At 70.9% G+C, this 14,032-nt stretch carries 14 protein-coding genes; 3 read left to right on the top strand and 11 right to left on the bottom strand.

Going from position 1 to position 14,032, the window contains the following annotated elements; all coding sequences use genetic code 11:
- Window positions 1–71 precede the first annotated feature (71 nt).
- From hemB to E2E34_RS21520, 6 genes are all read right to left on the bottom strand, one after another.
- Complete coding sequence (gene hemB, locus E2E34_RS21545; protein ID WP_138903564.1) at window positions 72–1,073, bottom strand: porphobilinogen synthase; 1,002 nt, start codon at window positions 1,071–1,073, stop codon at window positions 72–74.
- Window positions 1,074–1,184: 111 nt separating this feature from the next.
- Window positions 1,185–2,852, bottom strand: a complete 1,668-nt coding sequence (locus tag E2E34_RS21540; RefSeq protein WP_138903563.1) for a bifunctional uroporphyrinogen-III C-methyltransferase/uroporphyrinogen-III synthase — start codon at window positions 2,850–2,852, stop codon at window positions 1,185–1,187.
- Window positions 2,849–3,808 (bottom strand): hydroxymethylbilane synthase, encoded by a 960-nt coding sequence (gene hemC, locus E2E34_RS21535; RefSeq protein ID WP_138903562.1) that lies wholly within the window; start codon window positions 3,806–3,808, stop codon window positions 2,849–2,851. The genes E2E34_RS21540 and hemC overlap by 4 nt, the downstream gene beginning before the upstream one ends.
- Complete coding sequence (locus tag E2E34_RS21530) at window positions 3,805–5,421, bottom strand: glutamyl-tRNA reductase (protein WP_138903561.1); 1,617 nt, start codon at window positions 5,419–5,421, stop codon at window positions 3,805–3,807. Before E2E34_RS21530 ends, hemC begins: the two co-directional genes overlap by 4 nt.
- A complete protein-coding gene (locus tag E2E34_RS21525; RefSeq protein ID WP_138903560.1) occupies window positions 5,418–6,221 on the bottom strand; it encodes a redox-sensing transcriptional repressor Rex in 804 nt (267 codons plus the stop codon). Before E2E34_RS21525 ends, E2E34_RS21530 begins: the two co-directional genes overlap by 4 nt.
- A 286-nt stretch (window positions 6,222–6,507) precedes the next feature.
- The gene (locus E2E34_RS21520; protein ID WP_138903559.1) at window positions 6,508–6,789 is read right to left on the bottom strand and encodes a glutaredoxin family protein; all 282 of its coding nucleotides are present in this window, start codon (window positions 6,787–6,789) and stop codon (window positions 6,508–6,510) included.
- Window positions 6,790–6,926: 137 nt separating this feature from the next.
- On the opposite strand from E2E34_RS21520, the gene E2E34_RS21515 reads away from it, so the two are divergent.
- The 3 genes from E2E34_RS21515 to E2E34_RS21505 all read left to right on the top strand — a co-directional run bounded on the left by E2E34_RS21515 (window position 6,927) and on the right by E2E34_RS21505 (window position 10,428).
- Entirely contained in the window at window positions 6,927–7,871 is a 945-nt protein-coding gene (locus E2E34_RS21515; RefSeq protein WP_138903558.1) for an HAD family hydrolase, read from the top strand.
- A gap of 306 nt (window positions 7,872–8,177) precedes the next feature.
- The gene (locus E2E34_RS21510; RefSeq protein WP_069927590.1) at window positions 8,178–8,960 is read left to right on the top strand and encodes an ECF subfamily RNA polymerase sigma factor, BldN family; all 783 of its coding nucleotides are present in this window, start codon (window positions 8,178–8,180) and stop codon (window positions 8,958–8,960) included.
- Window positions 8,961–9,216: 256 nt separating this feature from the next.
- Window positions 9,217–10,428, top strand: a complete 1,212-nt coding sequence (locus E2E34_RS21505) for a DUF5667 domain-containing protein (RefSeq protein ID WP_138903557.1) — start codon at window positions 9,217–9,219, stop codon at window positions 10,426–10,428.
- A 70-nt stretch (window positions 10,429–10,498) separates the two neighbouring features.
- Here the strand turns inward: E2E34_RS21505 and E2E34_RS21500 are convergent, their stop codons facing one another.
- The 5 genes from E2E34_RS21500 to E2E34_RS21480 form a co-directional block, all read right to left on the bottom strand.
- Window positions 10,499–11,578, bottom strand: a complete 1,080-nt coding sequence (locus tag E2E34_RS21500; RefSeq protein ID WP_138903556.1) for a lysophospholipid acyltransferase family protein — start codon at window positions 11,576–11,578, stop codon at window positions 10,499–10,501.
- Window position 11,579: 1 nt separating this feature from the next.
- Window positions 11,580–12,617, bottom strand: a complete 1,038-nt coding sequence (locus tag E2E34_RS21495; RefSeq protein ID WP_138903555.1) for an NAD-dependent epimerase/dehydratase family protein — start codon at window positions 12,615–12,617, stop codon at window positions 11,580–11,582.
- A 194-nt stretch (window positions 12,618–12,811) separates the two neighbouring features.
- Window positions 12,812–12,910, bottom strand: a complete 99-nt coding sequence (locus E2E34_RS21490; protein WP_003948845.1) for a 30S ribosomal protein bS22 — start codon at window positions 12,908–12,910, stop codon at window positions 12,812–12,814.
- A gap of 110 nt (window positions 12,911–13,020) precedes the next feature.
- Entirely contained in the window at window positions 13,021–13,230 is a 210-nt protein-coding gene (locus E2E34_RS21485) for a helix-turn-helix domain-containing protein (RefSeq protein ID WP_158687078.1), read from the bottom strand.
- Between the two features lie 127 nt (window positions 13,231–13,357).
- Window positions 13,358–14,032 (bottom strand): phosphatase (locus E2E34_RS21480; RefSeq protein WP_138903554.1); only part of this gene is annotated, 675 nt, incomplete at its 5' end.

The following is a 14,032-nucleotide window of genomic DNA, read 5'->3' as shown; positions in this document are numbered from 1 at the left end:
CCCGAGAACCACCCCGCCGCACAACCAGTGGTACACCCAAGAACCACCCCGCCGCACAACCCGTGGTACGCCTACCGCTCCCGCCCGATCCCCCGAGCGACCTCCGTCGCCCAGTACGTCAGGATCATGTTCGCCCCGGCGCGCTTGATGCCGAGCAGCGACTCCATGATCGCCTTCTCCCGGTCGATCCAGCCCCGCTCCGCCGCCGCCTCGATCATCGCGTACTCGCCACTGATCTGGTACGCCGCCACCGGCACGTCCACCGCCTCGGCGACCTTCGCCAGCACGTCCAGGTACGGCCCGGCCGGCTTCACCATCACCATGTCGGCGCCCTCGTCCAGGTCCAGCGCCAGTTCCCGCATCGACTCCCGCAGATTCGCCGGGTCCTGCTGGTACGTCTTGCGGTCGCCCCGCAGCGACGAGCCGACGGCCTCGCGGAACGGTCCGTAGAAGGCCGACGAGTACTTCGCCGTGTACGCGAGGATCGACACGTCCTCCTTGCCGATCGTGTCCAGCGCGTCACGGACGACGCCGACCTGGCCGTCCATCATGCCGCTGGGGCCCACCACGTGCGCCCCCGCGTCCGCCTGGACCTGCGCCATCTCGGCGTACCGCTCCAGCGTCGCGTCGTTGTCGACCCGCCCGTCGGCGTCCAGGACGCCGCAGTGCCCGTGGTCGGTGTACTCGTCCAGGCACAGGTCGGACATGATCACGAGGTCGTCGCCGACCTCGGCCCGTACCTCCCGCAGCGCGACCTGGAGAATCCCGTCGGGGTCGGTCCCCGCCGTGCCCGCCGCGTCCTTCTTCTCGTCGGCCGGTACGCCGAACAGCATGATCCCCGCGACGCCCGCCTCCACGGCCTCGACGGCCGCCTTGCGCAGCGTCTCCAGCGTGTGCTGCTGAACGCCCGGCATGGCCGAGATGGCCACGGGCTCGGCGATGCCTTCCCGTACGAACGCGGGAAGGATCAGATCGGCCGGGTGCAGCCGGTTCTCGGCGACCATGCGGCGCATGGCGGGGGTGGTACGCAGCCGGCGGGGCCGGGCCCCGGGGAAGGATCCATACACAGTCATGTCAAACACGCTACGCCGCCCCGACGACCCCTTTTACCGTCACCCCGTCGGCACGACAGACGTGTGGGGGCCCGGGACGACGCCCCGGACCCCCACACGTCTCACCACGCCTCAGGTGGTCCGGCGCCGCCGCGACCCCGGCCGCCGCTCGCTCGGCCGCGTCACGTGCTCGCCGGCCTCGATGGCCGCCTCGCGCCGCGCCGTACCGAACGCCGCGAGCGCCTCGGCCAGCTTGTGCACCGACGGTTCCGGCGACAGCACGTCGACTCGCAGGCCGTGCTCCTCCGCCGTCTTCGCCGTCGCGGGACCGATGCACGCGATCACCGTCACGTTGTGCGGCTTGCCCGCGATGCCGACCAGGTTCCGCACCGTGCTGCTCGACGTGAACAGCACCGCGTCGAACCCGCCGCCCTTGATCGCCTCCCGCGTGTCCGCCGGCGGCGGCGACGCCCGCACGGTCCGGTAGGCCGTGACGTCGTCGACCTCCCACCCGAGCTCGATCAGCCCGGCGACCAGCGTCTCCGTCGCGATGTCGGCCCGCGGCAGGAAGACGCGGTCGATCGGGTCGAAGACCGGGTCGTACGGCGGCCAGTCCTCCAGCAGTCCCGCCGCCGACTGCTCCCCGCTCGGCACGAGATCCGGCTTCACGCCGAACTCGACCAGCGCCGCCGCGGTCTGCTCCCCCACCGCGGCGACCTTGATCCCCGCGAAAGCACGAGCGTCGAGCCCGTACTCCTCGAACTTCTCCCGGACGGCCTTGACGGCGTTCACGCTCGTGAAAGCGATCCACTCGTACCGTCCGGTGACGAGCCCCTTGACCGCCCGCTCCATCTGCTGCGGCGTACGCGGCGGCTCGACGGCGATCGTCGGCACCTCGTGCGGCACGGCTCCGTAGGACCGAAGCTGGTCGGAGAGCGACGCCGCCTGCTCCTTCGTCCGCGGCACCAGCACCCGCCACCCGAACAGCGGCTTCGACTCGAACCACGACAACTGCTCACGCTGAGCAGCGGCGCTGCGCTCGCCGACCACGGCTATGACGGGCTGGTGGCCCTCGGGCGACGGGAGCACCTTCGCCTGCTTCAGGACCTGGGCGACCGTGCCGAGCGTCGCGTTCCACGTCCGCTGGCGCGTCGTGGTACCGGCGATGGTGACGCTCATCGGCGTATCGGGCTTGCGCCCGGCCGACACGAGTTCACCGGCGGCCGCAGCGACCGCGTCCAGCGTCGTCGAGACGACCGCCGTGGCGTCGCTCTGCCCGATCTCGGACCAGCATCGGTCGTCGGCGCTCCGGGCGTCGACGAAACGCACGTCCGCCCCCCGCCCGTCGCGCAGCGGCACACCGGCGTACGCCGGCACGCCGACCGCCGACGCGACGCCGGGTACGACCTCGAAGGGGATGCCCTCGGCGGCGCAGGCGAGCATCTCGTCGCCGGCGTTTCCGTCGAGGCCGGGGTCGCCGGAGATCGCACGGACGACCCGCCTGCCGCCCCGTGCGGCCTCCATGACAAGATTGACGGCATCCCTGATCGCTGGGATACCGGCGGCTGTTGACGCATCGTCAACCACCGTCAGCTGTGGCGTGCTCACGCCCTGACGGGCATGCGTACGCACGACATCGAGCACATGCGGCTCGGCGATCAGCACGTCCGCGCTCGCGAGCGCCTCGACGGCGCGCAGCGTCAGCAGACCGGGGTCACCGGGTCCGGCGCCGAGGAAGGTGACGTGCCCGGATACGGGGAACGCCGAAGGTACTGACGTAGAGGTGGTGGTGGGGCTCATTGTGCTCGCTCCCCCATAAGACCGGCCGCACCCTTCGCGAGCATCTCGTCGGCGAGTTCGCGTCCGAGAGTGATCGCGTCGTTGTGCGACGTGGGTACGGGACCGGTGGTGGACAGCTGCACCAGCTCGGCGCCGTCGGGGGTACCGACGACACCGCGCAGGCGCATTTCGTTGACAACCTGTCCGTCGGCCAGCAGGTCGGCCAGCGCACCCACAGGTGCGCTGCAACCGGCCTCCAGGGCGGCGAGCAGGGATCGCTCGGCGGTCACGGCGGCCCGCGTGTGCGGGTCGTCGAGCTCGGCGAGCGCGGCAGCGAGTTCGACGCGCGTGGCGGCGCACTCGATTGCCAGGGCCCCTTGGCCGGGGGCGGGCAGGACGACGTCGACCGGGAGGAATTCGGTCACCTCGTCGGTCCTGCCGATGCGGTTGAGGCCGGCGGCGGCCAGGACCACCGCATCCAGTTCCCCGCTCCGTACATATCCGACACGAGTGTCGATGTTCCCGCGGATCGGCACGGTCTCGATGTCGAGGCCGTGGGTCCGCGCGTACGCGTTGAGCTGCGCCATGCGGCGCGGCGAGCCGGTGCCCACCCGCGATCCGGCGGGCAGCTGCGCCAGGGTGAGTCCGTCGCGCGCGACGAGCACGTCGCGCGGGTCCTCACGCTCCGGCACGGCGGCCAGCGTCAGATCGTCCGGCTGGGCGGTCGGCAGGTCTTTGAGGGAGTGGACCGCGAAGTCCACCTCACCCCTCAGCAGCGCGTCGCGCAGGGCGGTCACGAAGACGCCCGTACCGCCGATCTGCGCGAGCTGCTCCCGCGAGACGTCTCCGTACGTGGTGATCTCCACCAGCTCGACGGGGCGCCCGGTGATCCGGCGCACCGCCTCGGCGACGTGTCCCGACTGGGCCATGGCGAGCTTGCTGCGCCTGGTCCCCAGCTTCAAGGCATCAGTAGTCATGCCCGGCCTCTATTCCCACCGTCAGGGGTGTCGTTCAGGTCGGCCCTGCTGACGGCGGCGACCGTCTGCGGGTCGAGGTCGAAGAGTTCGCGCAGCGCGTCCGCGTACCCGGCGCCGCCGGGCTCGCTGGCGAGCTGCTTGACCCGCACGGTGGGCGCGTGCAGGAGCTTGTCGACGACGCGGCGCACGGTCTGCGTGATCTCCGCGCGCTGCTTGTCGTCCAGTCCGGGAAGCCGCCCCTCCAGCCGGGCGACCTCGTTCGTCACCACGTCGGCGGCCATGCTGCGCAGGGCGACGACGGTGGGCGTGATCTGCGCGGCGCGCTGGGCGGCGCCGAAGGCCGCGACCTCGTCGGACACGATGGTCCGCACCTGGTCCACGTCGGCGGCCATGGGTGCGTCGGCGGAGGCCTCGGCCAGCGACTCGATGTCCACGAGCCGTACGCCGTCGAGCCGGTGCACGGCCGCGTCGATGTCCCGCGGCATGGCGAGGTCGAGCAGCGCGAGCCGTACCGGCGCGCCGTTCGGCACACCGGCCCGCTCGCGGGTACGCGGCTGAGCCACGGCGGTGCCGTTGTCCGCCCAGACGCCGTGCTGCTCCATGGAACCGGCGTCGGCGCCCTGCCGCGCGGCGGGCACGACAGCCCCACCAGTGCCGGCACCAGCCTCGCCAGCACCGGCGGGATCGGCGATCACGGGGCACCCCGCGGCCGCGTCAGCCGCCGTGCCGCCCGCGCCACGGCTCACCGCGGAGGCCGCGGCCGTGGCGTGGTCGGCCGTCACCCCGAGGGCGCGCGCGACGTGCTCCGCCGTGAGCACGAGACCCGTGGCGCCCGTGCAGGACACCACCACGTCGACTCGTGTCAGTTCCCGCGCCACATCGGCCATCGGCACGGCTCGCGCGACACCGCCGGCCTCGCCCAGGATCTCCGCCAGCCGCTCCGCCCGCGCCTGCGTGCGGTTCGCGACGACGACCTCGGCCACTCCGGTCCGTACGAGCGTCGCCGCGGCCAGCGAGGACATCGAGCCCGCGCCGATCACCAGCGCCCGCTTGCCCGCGGCCCACTCGCCGACCGGCATACCGGTGCCCGCGGCGAGCTGTTCGAGGCCGAAGGTGACGAGCGACTGACCGGCCCGGTCGATGCCGGTCTCGGAGTGCGCGCGCTTGCCGACCCGCAGCGCCTGCTGGAAGAGGTCGTTCAGGAGCCGGCCCGCGGTGTGGAGCTCCTGCCCCAGCGCGAGCGCGTCCTTGATCTGGCCGAGGATCTGCCCCTCGCCGACGACCATCGAGTCGAGCCCGCACGCCACCGACAGCAGGTGGTGGACGGCCCGGTCCTCGTAGTGCACGTAGAGATAGGGGGTGAGCTCTTCGAGACCCACGCCGCTGTGCTGCGCGAGCAGCGTGGACAGCTCGGCGACACCGGCGTGGAACTTGTCCACGTCGGCGTACAGCTCGATGCGGTTGCACGTCGCGAGCACGGCGGCCTCGACCGCCGGCTCCGAGGCGAGCGTGTCCTGGAGCAGCTTGGCCTGCGCCTCGGCGGTCAGCGACGCCCGCTCCAGCACACTGACCGGAGCGCTGCGGTGACTCAGCCCGACTACCAGAAGACTCATGCCGGCATCACCGCGGGGACGTCCCCGTCGGGTCCCTTCCGGCTCGCGGCGGCAGCGGCGGCCGCGGCCGCCGTGTCGGCCCGCAGCGGCGGCGGCGTCACGACGTCGTCCGCCGCGCCGGCCACGGCGGCGGCTTCCTCGCCGGCCTTGCGCTGCTCGTGGAACGCCAGGATCTGGAGCTCGATGGAGAGGTCGACCTTGCGTACGTCGACCCCGTCCGGCACCGACAGCACGGTCGGTGCGAAGTTCAGGATGGAGGTCACACCGGCGGCGATGAGCCGCTCGCTGACCTGCTGGGCGGCGCCCGCCGGGGTGGCGATCACGCCGATGTGGACGCCGTTGTCACTGATGATCTTCTCGAGATCGTCGGTGTGCTGGACGGGCATCCCGGCGACCGGCTTGCCCTTCATGGCGGGGTCGGCGTCTATGAGCGCGGCGACACGGAAGCCACGGGAGGCGAACCCGCCGTAGTTGGCGAGGGCCGCGCCGAGGTTACCGATGCCGACGATGACGACAGGCCAGTCCTGCGTGAGGCCCAGCTCGCGTGAGATCTGGTAGACGAGGTACTCGACGTCGTACCCGACCCCACGCGTCCCGTAGGACCCGAGGTACGAGAAGTCCTTGCGCAGCTTCGCGGAGTTGACCCCGGCCGCGGCGGCGAGCTCCTCGGAGGACACCGTGGGGACCGAGCGCTCGGAGAGCGCCGTCAGGGCGCGCAGATACAGCGGAAGTCGGGCGACGGTGGCCTCGGGAATGCCTCGGCTACGGGTCGCCGGTCGGTGAGTTCGGCCAGTTGCCACGGTGCTCCTGCGGGATGAGCGGGGCTGCAGGCGGCCGTATGTACCAAGACCGCCCCGTCGCATGCAGGCTATGCCTTTGTGAACGCGTGCACAAAGATGGTGTCCGTTTTGTCCGCCCAAAGTGACCGGGGTCACGCACGCCGCCCGCCCGGTTACGGAACCCCGCACCGGTCGAGCTCGTTGAAAGTCCGAAGGGGGCAAAACCGTCCACACTCCTCACTCCTGCACCCCCGAACCACCTGAATCCCCCGACCGCCGCTCCCTCGCGGCCCGGCCGCCCCGCCGGTCAGCCCTCCAGCGCCTTGCGCAGCCGCCCGGGGTCCACCCGCCAGAAGGTGTGCTGCTCGCCGTCGACGAGGACGACGGGGATCTGCTCCCAGTACGCCCGGTTGAGCTCCTCGTCCCGGGTGATGTCCTTCTCCTCCCAGGGCACGCCGAGCTCGCCGCACACCTCGCCCACCACGGCCCGCGCGTCGTCGCACAGATGGCAGCCCGGCTTGCCGAGCAGCGTGACCATCCGCTCGCCCGGTTTCCTCTTTGTATACGTACGTCGCAGCAGGGGACTCATGACGCCATTCTCGCCCCCGTCCGGCGCCCCGGGACCGCGCATGCCCGTTCGCCCCGTCACACCAGCGCCCCGGAGAGTTCACGCCGCCGCATCCCGGCAGGTCCGGAAGTACCGAACAGACTGGCTATGCTCACGACATGGCCGCACTGGGATGGCTCACCCCCCGCAGGCGCTCGGCGACAGCCCGCAGCGTGCTGGCGGGAGAGGCAGCAGCCGAGGCAGCACGCAAGACGTCGCTGGAGCAGGAAGAGCTCGAAGCGGCGTACGCCGGCGGGCGCGCGGGGCCCGAACCGGTCTTCCCCGTCGTCGGCGACGACCGGGCCGCCGCCTTCTTCGACCTCGACAACACCGTCATGCAGGGCGCCGCGATCTTCCACTTCGGCCGCGGCCTCTACAAGCGCAAGTTCTTCCAGCGCCAGGAGCTGGCCCGCTTCGCCTGGCAGCAGGCATGGTTCCGCCTCGCCGGCGTCGAGGACCCCGAGCACATGCAGGACGCCCGCGAGAGCGCGCTGTCGATCGTCAAGGGCCACCGCGTCTCCGAGCTGATGTCCATCGGCGAGGAGATCTACGACGAGTACATGGCCGAGCGCATCTGGCCCGGCACCCGCGCCCTCGCCCAGGCCCACCTCGACGCGGGCCAGAAGGTCTGGCTGGTCACGGCCGCCCCCGTCGAGACCGCCACGATCATCGCCCGCCGCCTCGGCCTGACCGGCGCGCTGGGCACCGTGGCCGAGTCGGTCGACGGCGTATATACGGGCAAGCTCGTCGGCGAGCCCCTGCACGGGCCCGCGAAGGCGGAGGCGGTCCGCGCCCTGGCCGCCGCCGAGGGCCTGGAGCTGGCGCGCTGCGCGGCGTACAGCGATTCGCACAACGACATCCCGATGCTCTCGCTCGTCGGGCACCCGTACGCGATCAATCCCGACGCGAAGCTGCGCAGGTACGCACGGGAACGCGAGTGGCGGCTGCGCGACTACCGCACCGGCCGCAAGGCCGCCAAGGTCGGCATCCCGGCGGCCGCCGGCGTCGGCGCCCTGGCCGGCGGCACCGCCGCGGCCATGGCCCTGCACCGCCGCCGCCGCTAGCACGGGCAATCCCGGGTCCCTACCCGCCCGCGCTCCCCGCCAGTCCCGCCACTTCCACTCGGGCACAACGCATCCAGCAATCACGCAGATTACGAAGTGATCCGATCAACAACTGATCACGAACTGCTACTTGAACCGCCGTCGAGACGTAACAGAAGCGACGGAATCGATGATTTTAGCAACTGGGTGTAGCGCTGCCTGTACGAAGCGTTATTCTCCTCAGACGCATACCGGACCCCACCCGTCAGCACGACGAGTGACCGGTCTAGCACTGAACGTGTTGGAAGCTCTGCCTCTGGGAGTCCCGTGTACCCACACGTCGGGGTTGACGCCTCGGGCCTGGCTACGCTGCGTGCAACGGTCGTGGACCGCTTGCGCGGCTTCGTCCCCACCGCGTACGCCGTCCCCGCCCTTGCCACCCCTGCACTTGTCGGCCCCTGCTATGCCCTGGCCGACGGCGGTGCGGCGGTCGGCAGACGCAGCCGCGGCGCCGGCTCGGGCACCGGCACGTCCACCGCCCGTCGGCCCAGCGCCGACAGCGACAGCGCACGCATGATGGACCTCGTCGAACGCGCTCAGGCCGGCGAGGCCGATGCGTTCGGCCGCCTCTACGACCAGTACAGCGACACGGTCTACCGCTACATCTACTACCGCGTCGGCGGGAAGGCGACCGCGGAGGACCTGACGAGCGAGACGTTCCTGCGCGCCCTGCGCCGCATCTCCACCTTCACCTGGCAGGGCCGCGACTTCGGCGCCTGGCTGGTCACCATCGCCCGCAACCTGGTCGCCGACCACTTCAAATCGAGCCGATTCCGCCTCGAAGTGACCACCGGCGAAATGCTCGACGCCAACGAGGTCGAGCGCAGCCCGGAGGACTCCGTCCTCGAATCCCTCTCGAACGCGGCCCTCCTGGAAGCGGTCCGCAAGCTCAACCCGCAGCAGCAGGAGTGCGTGACCCTGCGCTTTCTGCAGGGCCTGTCGGTCGCCGAGACGGCACGCGTCATGGGCAAGAACGAGGGCGCGATCAAGACCCTCCAGTACCGGGCCGTCCGCACCCTGGCCCGGCTCCTGCCCGACGACGCCCGCTGAAACGCGCCCGCGCACGCCCGCCGATCGGCCGAAACGGGTCACCGTCCGTGACGTGCGAGCGACCCACCATGACGTTGTGGTCCGATCATCCTTCGCGCGTAACCCAAGTGCCGAGACGCTCGTTGTGCGGGATGCAGGCTCCCTGCGGTCACGCCATGTCCGCAGCCACTCACTCGATCGTGTGGATGTGCTCATGGCGTGCAACCTTCCGGACCCCCAGGGGAGTCGATCGTCATGACGAGAGGAGGTGCCGCCAGTGATCGCGAACGTATCGGCGCACCGGCGGGCGAACGCCTTCGCCCAAGCGCTGGAGGCACAGACGCCCCAGGGCACGGCGGCAGATCAGCCCGAAGAAACGGCCGAAGGGCCGGAGACCACACGGCTCTTGGCCCTGGCGAACGGTCTCGGCGAGCTGCCGTCACCGGAGTTGGACCCCGAGGTCAAAGTCGTCCAGCGGGCCCAGCTCATCGCCGCCATGGAAGCGATGGTCGCCGAAGGCGGCGCGCCGACGGGCCCTACGGTGCCCGAGCAGCGGACCGGACGGGGCACCCACCGGGCCTCCCCGCTCCGGAAGCTGCGCCCGCGCTCCCGCTGGTCGAAGGGCATCGCTGCGGGCGGGCTCACCGTCGGTGTGGCCGCAGGAGCCTTCAGCGGAGTGGCCGCTGCGAGTTCCGACGCCCTGCCGGGTGATTCGCTGTACGGGCTGAAGCGAGGCATGGAAGACGTCAAGCTCGGCATGGCCGGCGACGACGCCGACCGTGGCGAGATCTATCTCGACCAGGCTTCGACCCGCCTCATGGAGGCTCGCCGCCTCATGGAGCGCGGCCGGGCCGGCGATCTCGACCACGAACAGCTGGGCGAGGTCAGGCGCACGCTGAGCGGTATGACCCACGACGCCGGCGAAGGCCACCGCCTTCTCAGCAGGGCGTACGCGCGCGACGGCTCCATCGGCTCCATCCAGGCCCTGTCGTCGTTCGCCAGGTCGCACCGCGAGGCGTGGAGCAGTCTGCGCGAGCGGCTACCGGTGCAGCTGGCCGACGTGGGCGACCAGGTGAACTCGGTCTTCGACGCCATAGACGAAGAGGTGGCCCCGCTCCAGTCACTGCTTCCGCGCGCCCCGAAGTCCCCGGAGAACGCCGAACGACCCGGCGGCTCGACCCAGGACCGTACGGGCACACCCGGAACGGACCGGCCCGCACCTTCCACCACCACGTCCTCGGGCGGCCGTACGGGCGACGACACCCGGCCCAACCCGTCCGCACCCCGCAGCACCGCCAAGGACGAGGGGCTGATCGGCGGCGCGCCGGGCGACCTCCTCGACCCGCCGTCGGCCGACACGGCGACCCCGTCGTCACCGGACGCCAAGGACAAGACGCCCAAGGCCCCACCGGTCCCGGACGTCACGGTCCCCCCGCTGCTCCCCGGCATCCTCCCGGGCCTGGGCATCGAGGAGGAGAACGCGCCGTAACTCCGCACGCAGACCGACCGTGGGCCCGCTCTCCACCGGAGACCGGGCCCACGTCGTTCAGCCGTGCGGCCTAGAAGAAGACGGACCGGCGCTGCACCAGCAGCTTGTACAGCGTGTGCTGGATCTGCTCCCGCACCTGGTCCGTCAGGTTGAACATGAGCATCGGGTCCTCCGCCGCCTCCGCCGGATACCCGTCCGTGGGAATCGGCTCCCCGAACTGGATCGTCCACTTCGTCGGCAACGGCACCGCGCCCAACGGCCCGAGCCACGGAAACGTAGGCGTCAGCGGGAAGTACGGAAGCCCCAGCACCCGGGCCAGCGTCCGCGCGTTCCCGATCATCGGGTAGATCTCCTCGGCGCCCACGATCGAGCAGGGGACGATCGGCGCCCCCGCCCGCAGTGCGGTGGAGACGAAGCCGCCCCGCCCGAACCGCTGCAGCTTGTACCGCTCGCTGAACGGCTTCCCGATCCCCTTGAAGCCCTCGGGCATCACCCCGACGACCTCGCCGCGCCGCAGCAGCTCCTCCGCGTCCTCCGCACAGGCCAGCGTGTGCCCGGCCTTGCGGGCCAGCTCGTTCACGACCGGCAGCATGAACACCAGGTCCGCCGCCAGCAGCCGCAGGTGCCGCCCGGCCGGGTGGGTGTCGTGCACCGCGGCCTGAAGCATCAGGCCGTCGAGCGGCAGCGTCCCCGAGTGGTTGGCGACGATGAGCGCCCCGCCCTCCGACGGGATGTTCTCGATGCCCTTGACCTCCACCCGGAAGTACTTCTCGTACAAGGGCCTGATCATCGACATCAGGACCTTGTCGGTGAGCTCCTCGTCGTACCCGAACTCGTCGACCTCGTAGTCGCCGGTCAGCCGCCGCCGCAGGAACGCGAGCCCGCCCGCGATCCGCCGGTCCCAGCCGCCCCCGCCGCCCGGCTCCGCCTGCGGCTCCTCGGGCGCCACCAGGGCGGCCTCCACGACGGCGGCGTCGTCCGGCGCCGGGTGCTGCTCCGGTACGGGTGCGAGCGGGCCGCTCTTGCGCCCCAGAAGCCGCTTGCCCTTGGCCTCCTTGCCGGCGGCGCCACCACCGCCGTCCTTGGGCTTGGGCCGGGCCCGCCTGGTCCGCGGATCATCACCGAAAGGGATGACCTTGGCATCGGCCATGTCAGGTGCACTCCTTGCTGACAAGAGTGGAGAGCCGGTCGACGGTACGGGCGACGGCCTCGGGCGGCAGCAGCCCCGCGGCCCGGCTGCGCGCGAAGTCCGAGAAGGTCTCCGCCGTCGTGTACTTGGGCTCAAAGCCCAGTGTCTCGCGCATCTGGGTGGTCCTGACGACCCGTCCGTGCGTCAGCAGCCGGATCTGCTCGGGCGAGAAGTCGGTCACCCCCACCGTCCGCAGCGCCGTCCCGACCCAGGTGACGGCGGGCAGCAGCACCGGCACGGTCGGCCGGCCGAGCCGCCGCGAGCACTGAGAGAGCGTCACGACACCGTCACCGGCGATGTTGAAAGTACCGCTGTTCATCGTGCCGCGCCGCGCGTCGTGCGCGGCGACGCGCAGCACGTCGATGACGTCGTCCTCATGGACGAACTGCAGCCGGGGGTCGTACCCGAAGACGGTCGGCAGCACCGGCAGCGAGAAGTAGTCGGCCAGCGGGGAGTCCGCGCCGGGCCCGAGGATGTTGGCGAACCGGAGCACGCACACGGCCACGTCGGGCCGCCGTCGGGCGAAGCCCCGTACGTACCCCTCGACCTCGACCGCGTCCTTGGCGAAGCCTCCGCTCGGCAGCGACTTCGGCGGCGTCGTCTCCGTGAAGACGGCGGGATCGCGCGGCGCAGACCCGTACACGCTCGTGGTGGACTTCACGACGAGCCGCTGCACGGTCGGCGACTTCTGGCACGCCCCGAGCAGCTGCATCGTGCCGATGACGTTGGTCTCCTTCACCGACGCGCGGCCGCCGGTGCCCAGCGGCGTACCGGTGACGTCCATGTGCACGACGGTGTCGACGCCGTGCTCGGCGAGCACGCGCGCGATGGCCGGCTGGCGGATGTCGGCCTGTACGAAGTCGGCGGCACCCAGATGGTGCTCGGGCGGGACCGCGTCGACGCCGACCACCCGGTCCACGTCGGGATCACGCTGGACGCGACGAACGAAACGGCCGCCCAGTTGCCGGGCCACACCTGTGACGAGCACGACCTTGCCCAAGATCAGCGCCTTCCCTCGGTCTCCCCTGGCGCCACCGTAGCGGGTGCGGGTTGCGCTGTGACGACCGCACGGCGGCCGAAGTGACAGCAGACACGCACGGGCTACATGGGGCGTATGAGCCAAACGGCCCACCACGCACCGCAGCCCTCCCACCATGACGGTGGAAGGGCTGCGGATTCACGTACAGCTGCCGCTTACTTCTTGTTGCGACGCTGAACGCGGGTGCGCTTGAGCAGCTTGCGGTGCTTCTTCTTGGCCATCCGCTTGCGCCGCTTCTTGATAACAGAGCCCACGACTACCCTCGCTCACTTCTCTTCACTCGGTGCGGGGCGTCTGGGCCCACACGACCTACGAGGGCCTAGCCTACCCGCCACCGAGTGAGGGACGTAATCCGAGGCCACCGTCAGGCCGATTCCACCCCCACAAAGGACTCGCGGAGGTACTCGTGAACCGCTTGCTCCGGAACCCGGAAGGACCTGCCCACCCGGATCGCCGGCAGATGACCGCTGTGCACCAAGCGGTACACGGTCATCTTCGACACTCGCATCACCGAGGCGACTTCCGCCACGGTCAGAAACTTGACCTCGTTGAGAGGCCTCTCGCCAGCAGCCATGACCCACCTGTACCTTCCGCACCCGACGCGCACCGGCTTCCCCTCCGGTGACTCTTCGTCGTTGTGCGCTCACTCCCAGACTAGGGGCGGGTGATGCGAGTGGGGAAGAGGAGCAGCTATCCGACGCCTACCGTGACAGACACGCTCGATTGAGTACATAGCGAGTAAGCGGTCGGTAGTAATCGGACCGCACCGCATCATCAAGCGGAACGGCGACGGACACCCGCCCCTCGGCCTCCCCGACGAACAGCGCGGGGTCATCCGTATCCGCCAGCCCAATGGCCTCGAACCCCAACTGACCTGCGCCGCAGACCCATCCGTGGTCCCCCACGACCAGACCGGGAAGGGGCCCTCCGCCCTCCTCTGCGGCAGCGAGGGCGACCCTAACCGGGAGGGGAGAATGGCTGTGTGCGCCGGTATCACTCACGGGTCCGCGTGCGCCGGGTTCGCGCACCAGCGCGACGCCTCGTACGTAGTCGAGGTTGTACGTGCGTACGCCGAACCGGGTCGTTATGTCGACACATCGCCCCTGCGCGGGTGCGAGGACAAGGCATCCCGCCGCCGACAGGGCGTCTGCAAGATCGGCGTAGAAATCCAGCAGCCGGTGCGGATGCCCGGTCCCGAACAGCACCGGAACCCCCTGGGCGGCGGCCTCCCCCAGCCGCCCCGCGAACGCCTCCAGCCCGGCCAGCGTCCGCTCGGGGTCGATCACGTCGGCCCCGCTCACACACCCGGGGTCGTCCGAGACCCCGCACTTCGCGGCCATCAGGGCCATGACATCAGCCTCGCCCCAGGCCCACTC

The sequence above is a fragment of the Streptomyces albidochromogenes genome (assembly GCF_005981925.1).
GTDB classification, from domain to species: Bacteria; Actinomycetota; Actinomycetes; order Streptomycetales; family Streptomycetaceae; genus Streptomyces; species Streptomyces albidochromogenes.
This window is presented reverse-complemented; position numbering and strand designations above follow the sequence as displayed.

Excerpts from the sequence above, each read along its gene's own strand:
- hemB (WP_138903564.1), bottom strand. The coding sequence starts at position 1,073 with ATGACTGTGTATGGATCCTTCCCCGGGGCCCGGCCCCGCCGGCTGCGT.
- E2E34_RS21540 (WP_138903563.1), bottom strand. The coding sequence starts at position 2,852 with ATGAGCCCCACCACCACCTCTACGTCAGTACCTTCGGCGTTCCCCGTA.
- hemC (WP_138903562.1), bottom strand. The coding sequence starts at position 3,808 with ATGACTACTGATGCCTTGAAGCTGGGGACCAGGCGCAGCAAGCTCGCC.
- E2E34_RS21530 (WP_138903561.1), bottom strand. The coding sequence starts at position 5,421 with ATGAGTCTTCTGGTAGTCGGGCTGAGTCACCGCAGCGCTCCGGTCAGT.
- E2E34_RS21520 (WP_138903559.1), bottom strand. The coding sequence starts at position 6,789 with ATGAGTCCCCTGCTGCGACGTACGTATACAAAGAGGAAACCGGGCGAG.
- E2E34_RS21515 (WP_138903558.1), top strand. The coding sequence starts at position 6,927 with ATGGCCGCACTGGGATGGCTCACCCCCCGCAGGCGCTCGGCGACAGCC.
- E2E34_RS21500 (WP_138903556.1), bottom strand. The coding sequence starts at position 11,578 with ATGGCCGATGCCAAGGTCATCCCTTTCGGTGATGATCCGCGGACCAGG.
- E2E34_RS21485 (WP_158687078.1), bottom strand. The coding sequence starts at position 13,230 with ATGGCTGCTGGCGAGAGGCCTCTCAACGAGGTCAAGTTTCTGACCGTG.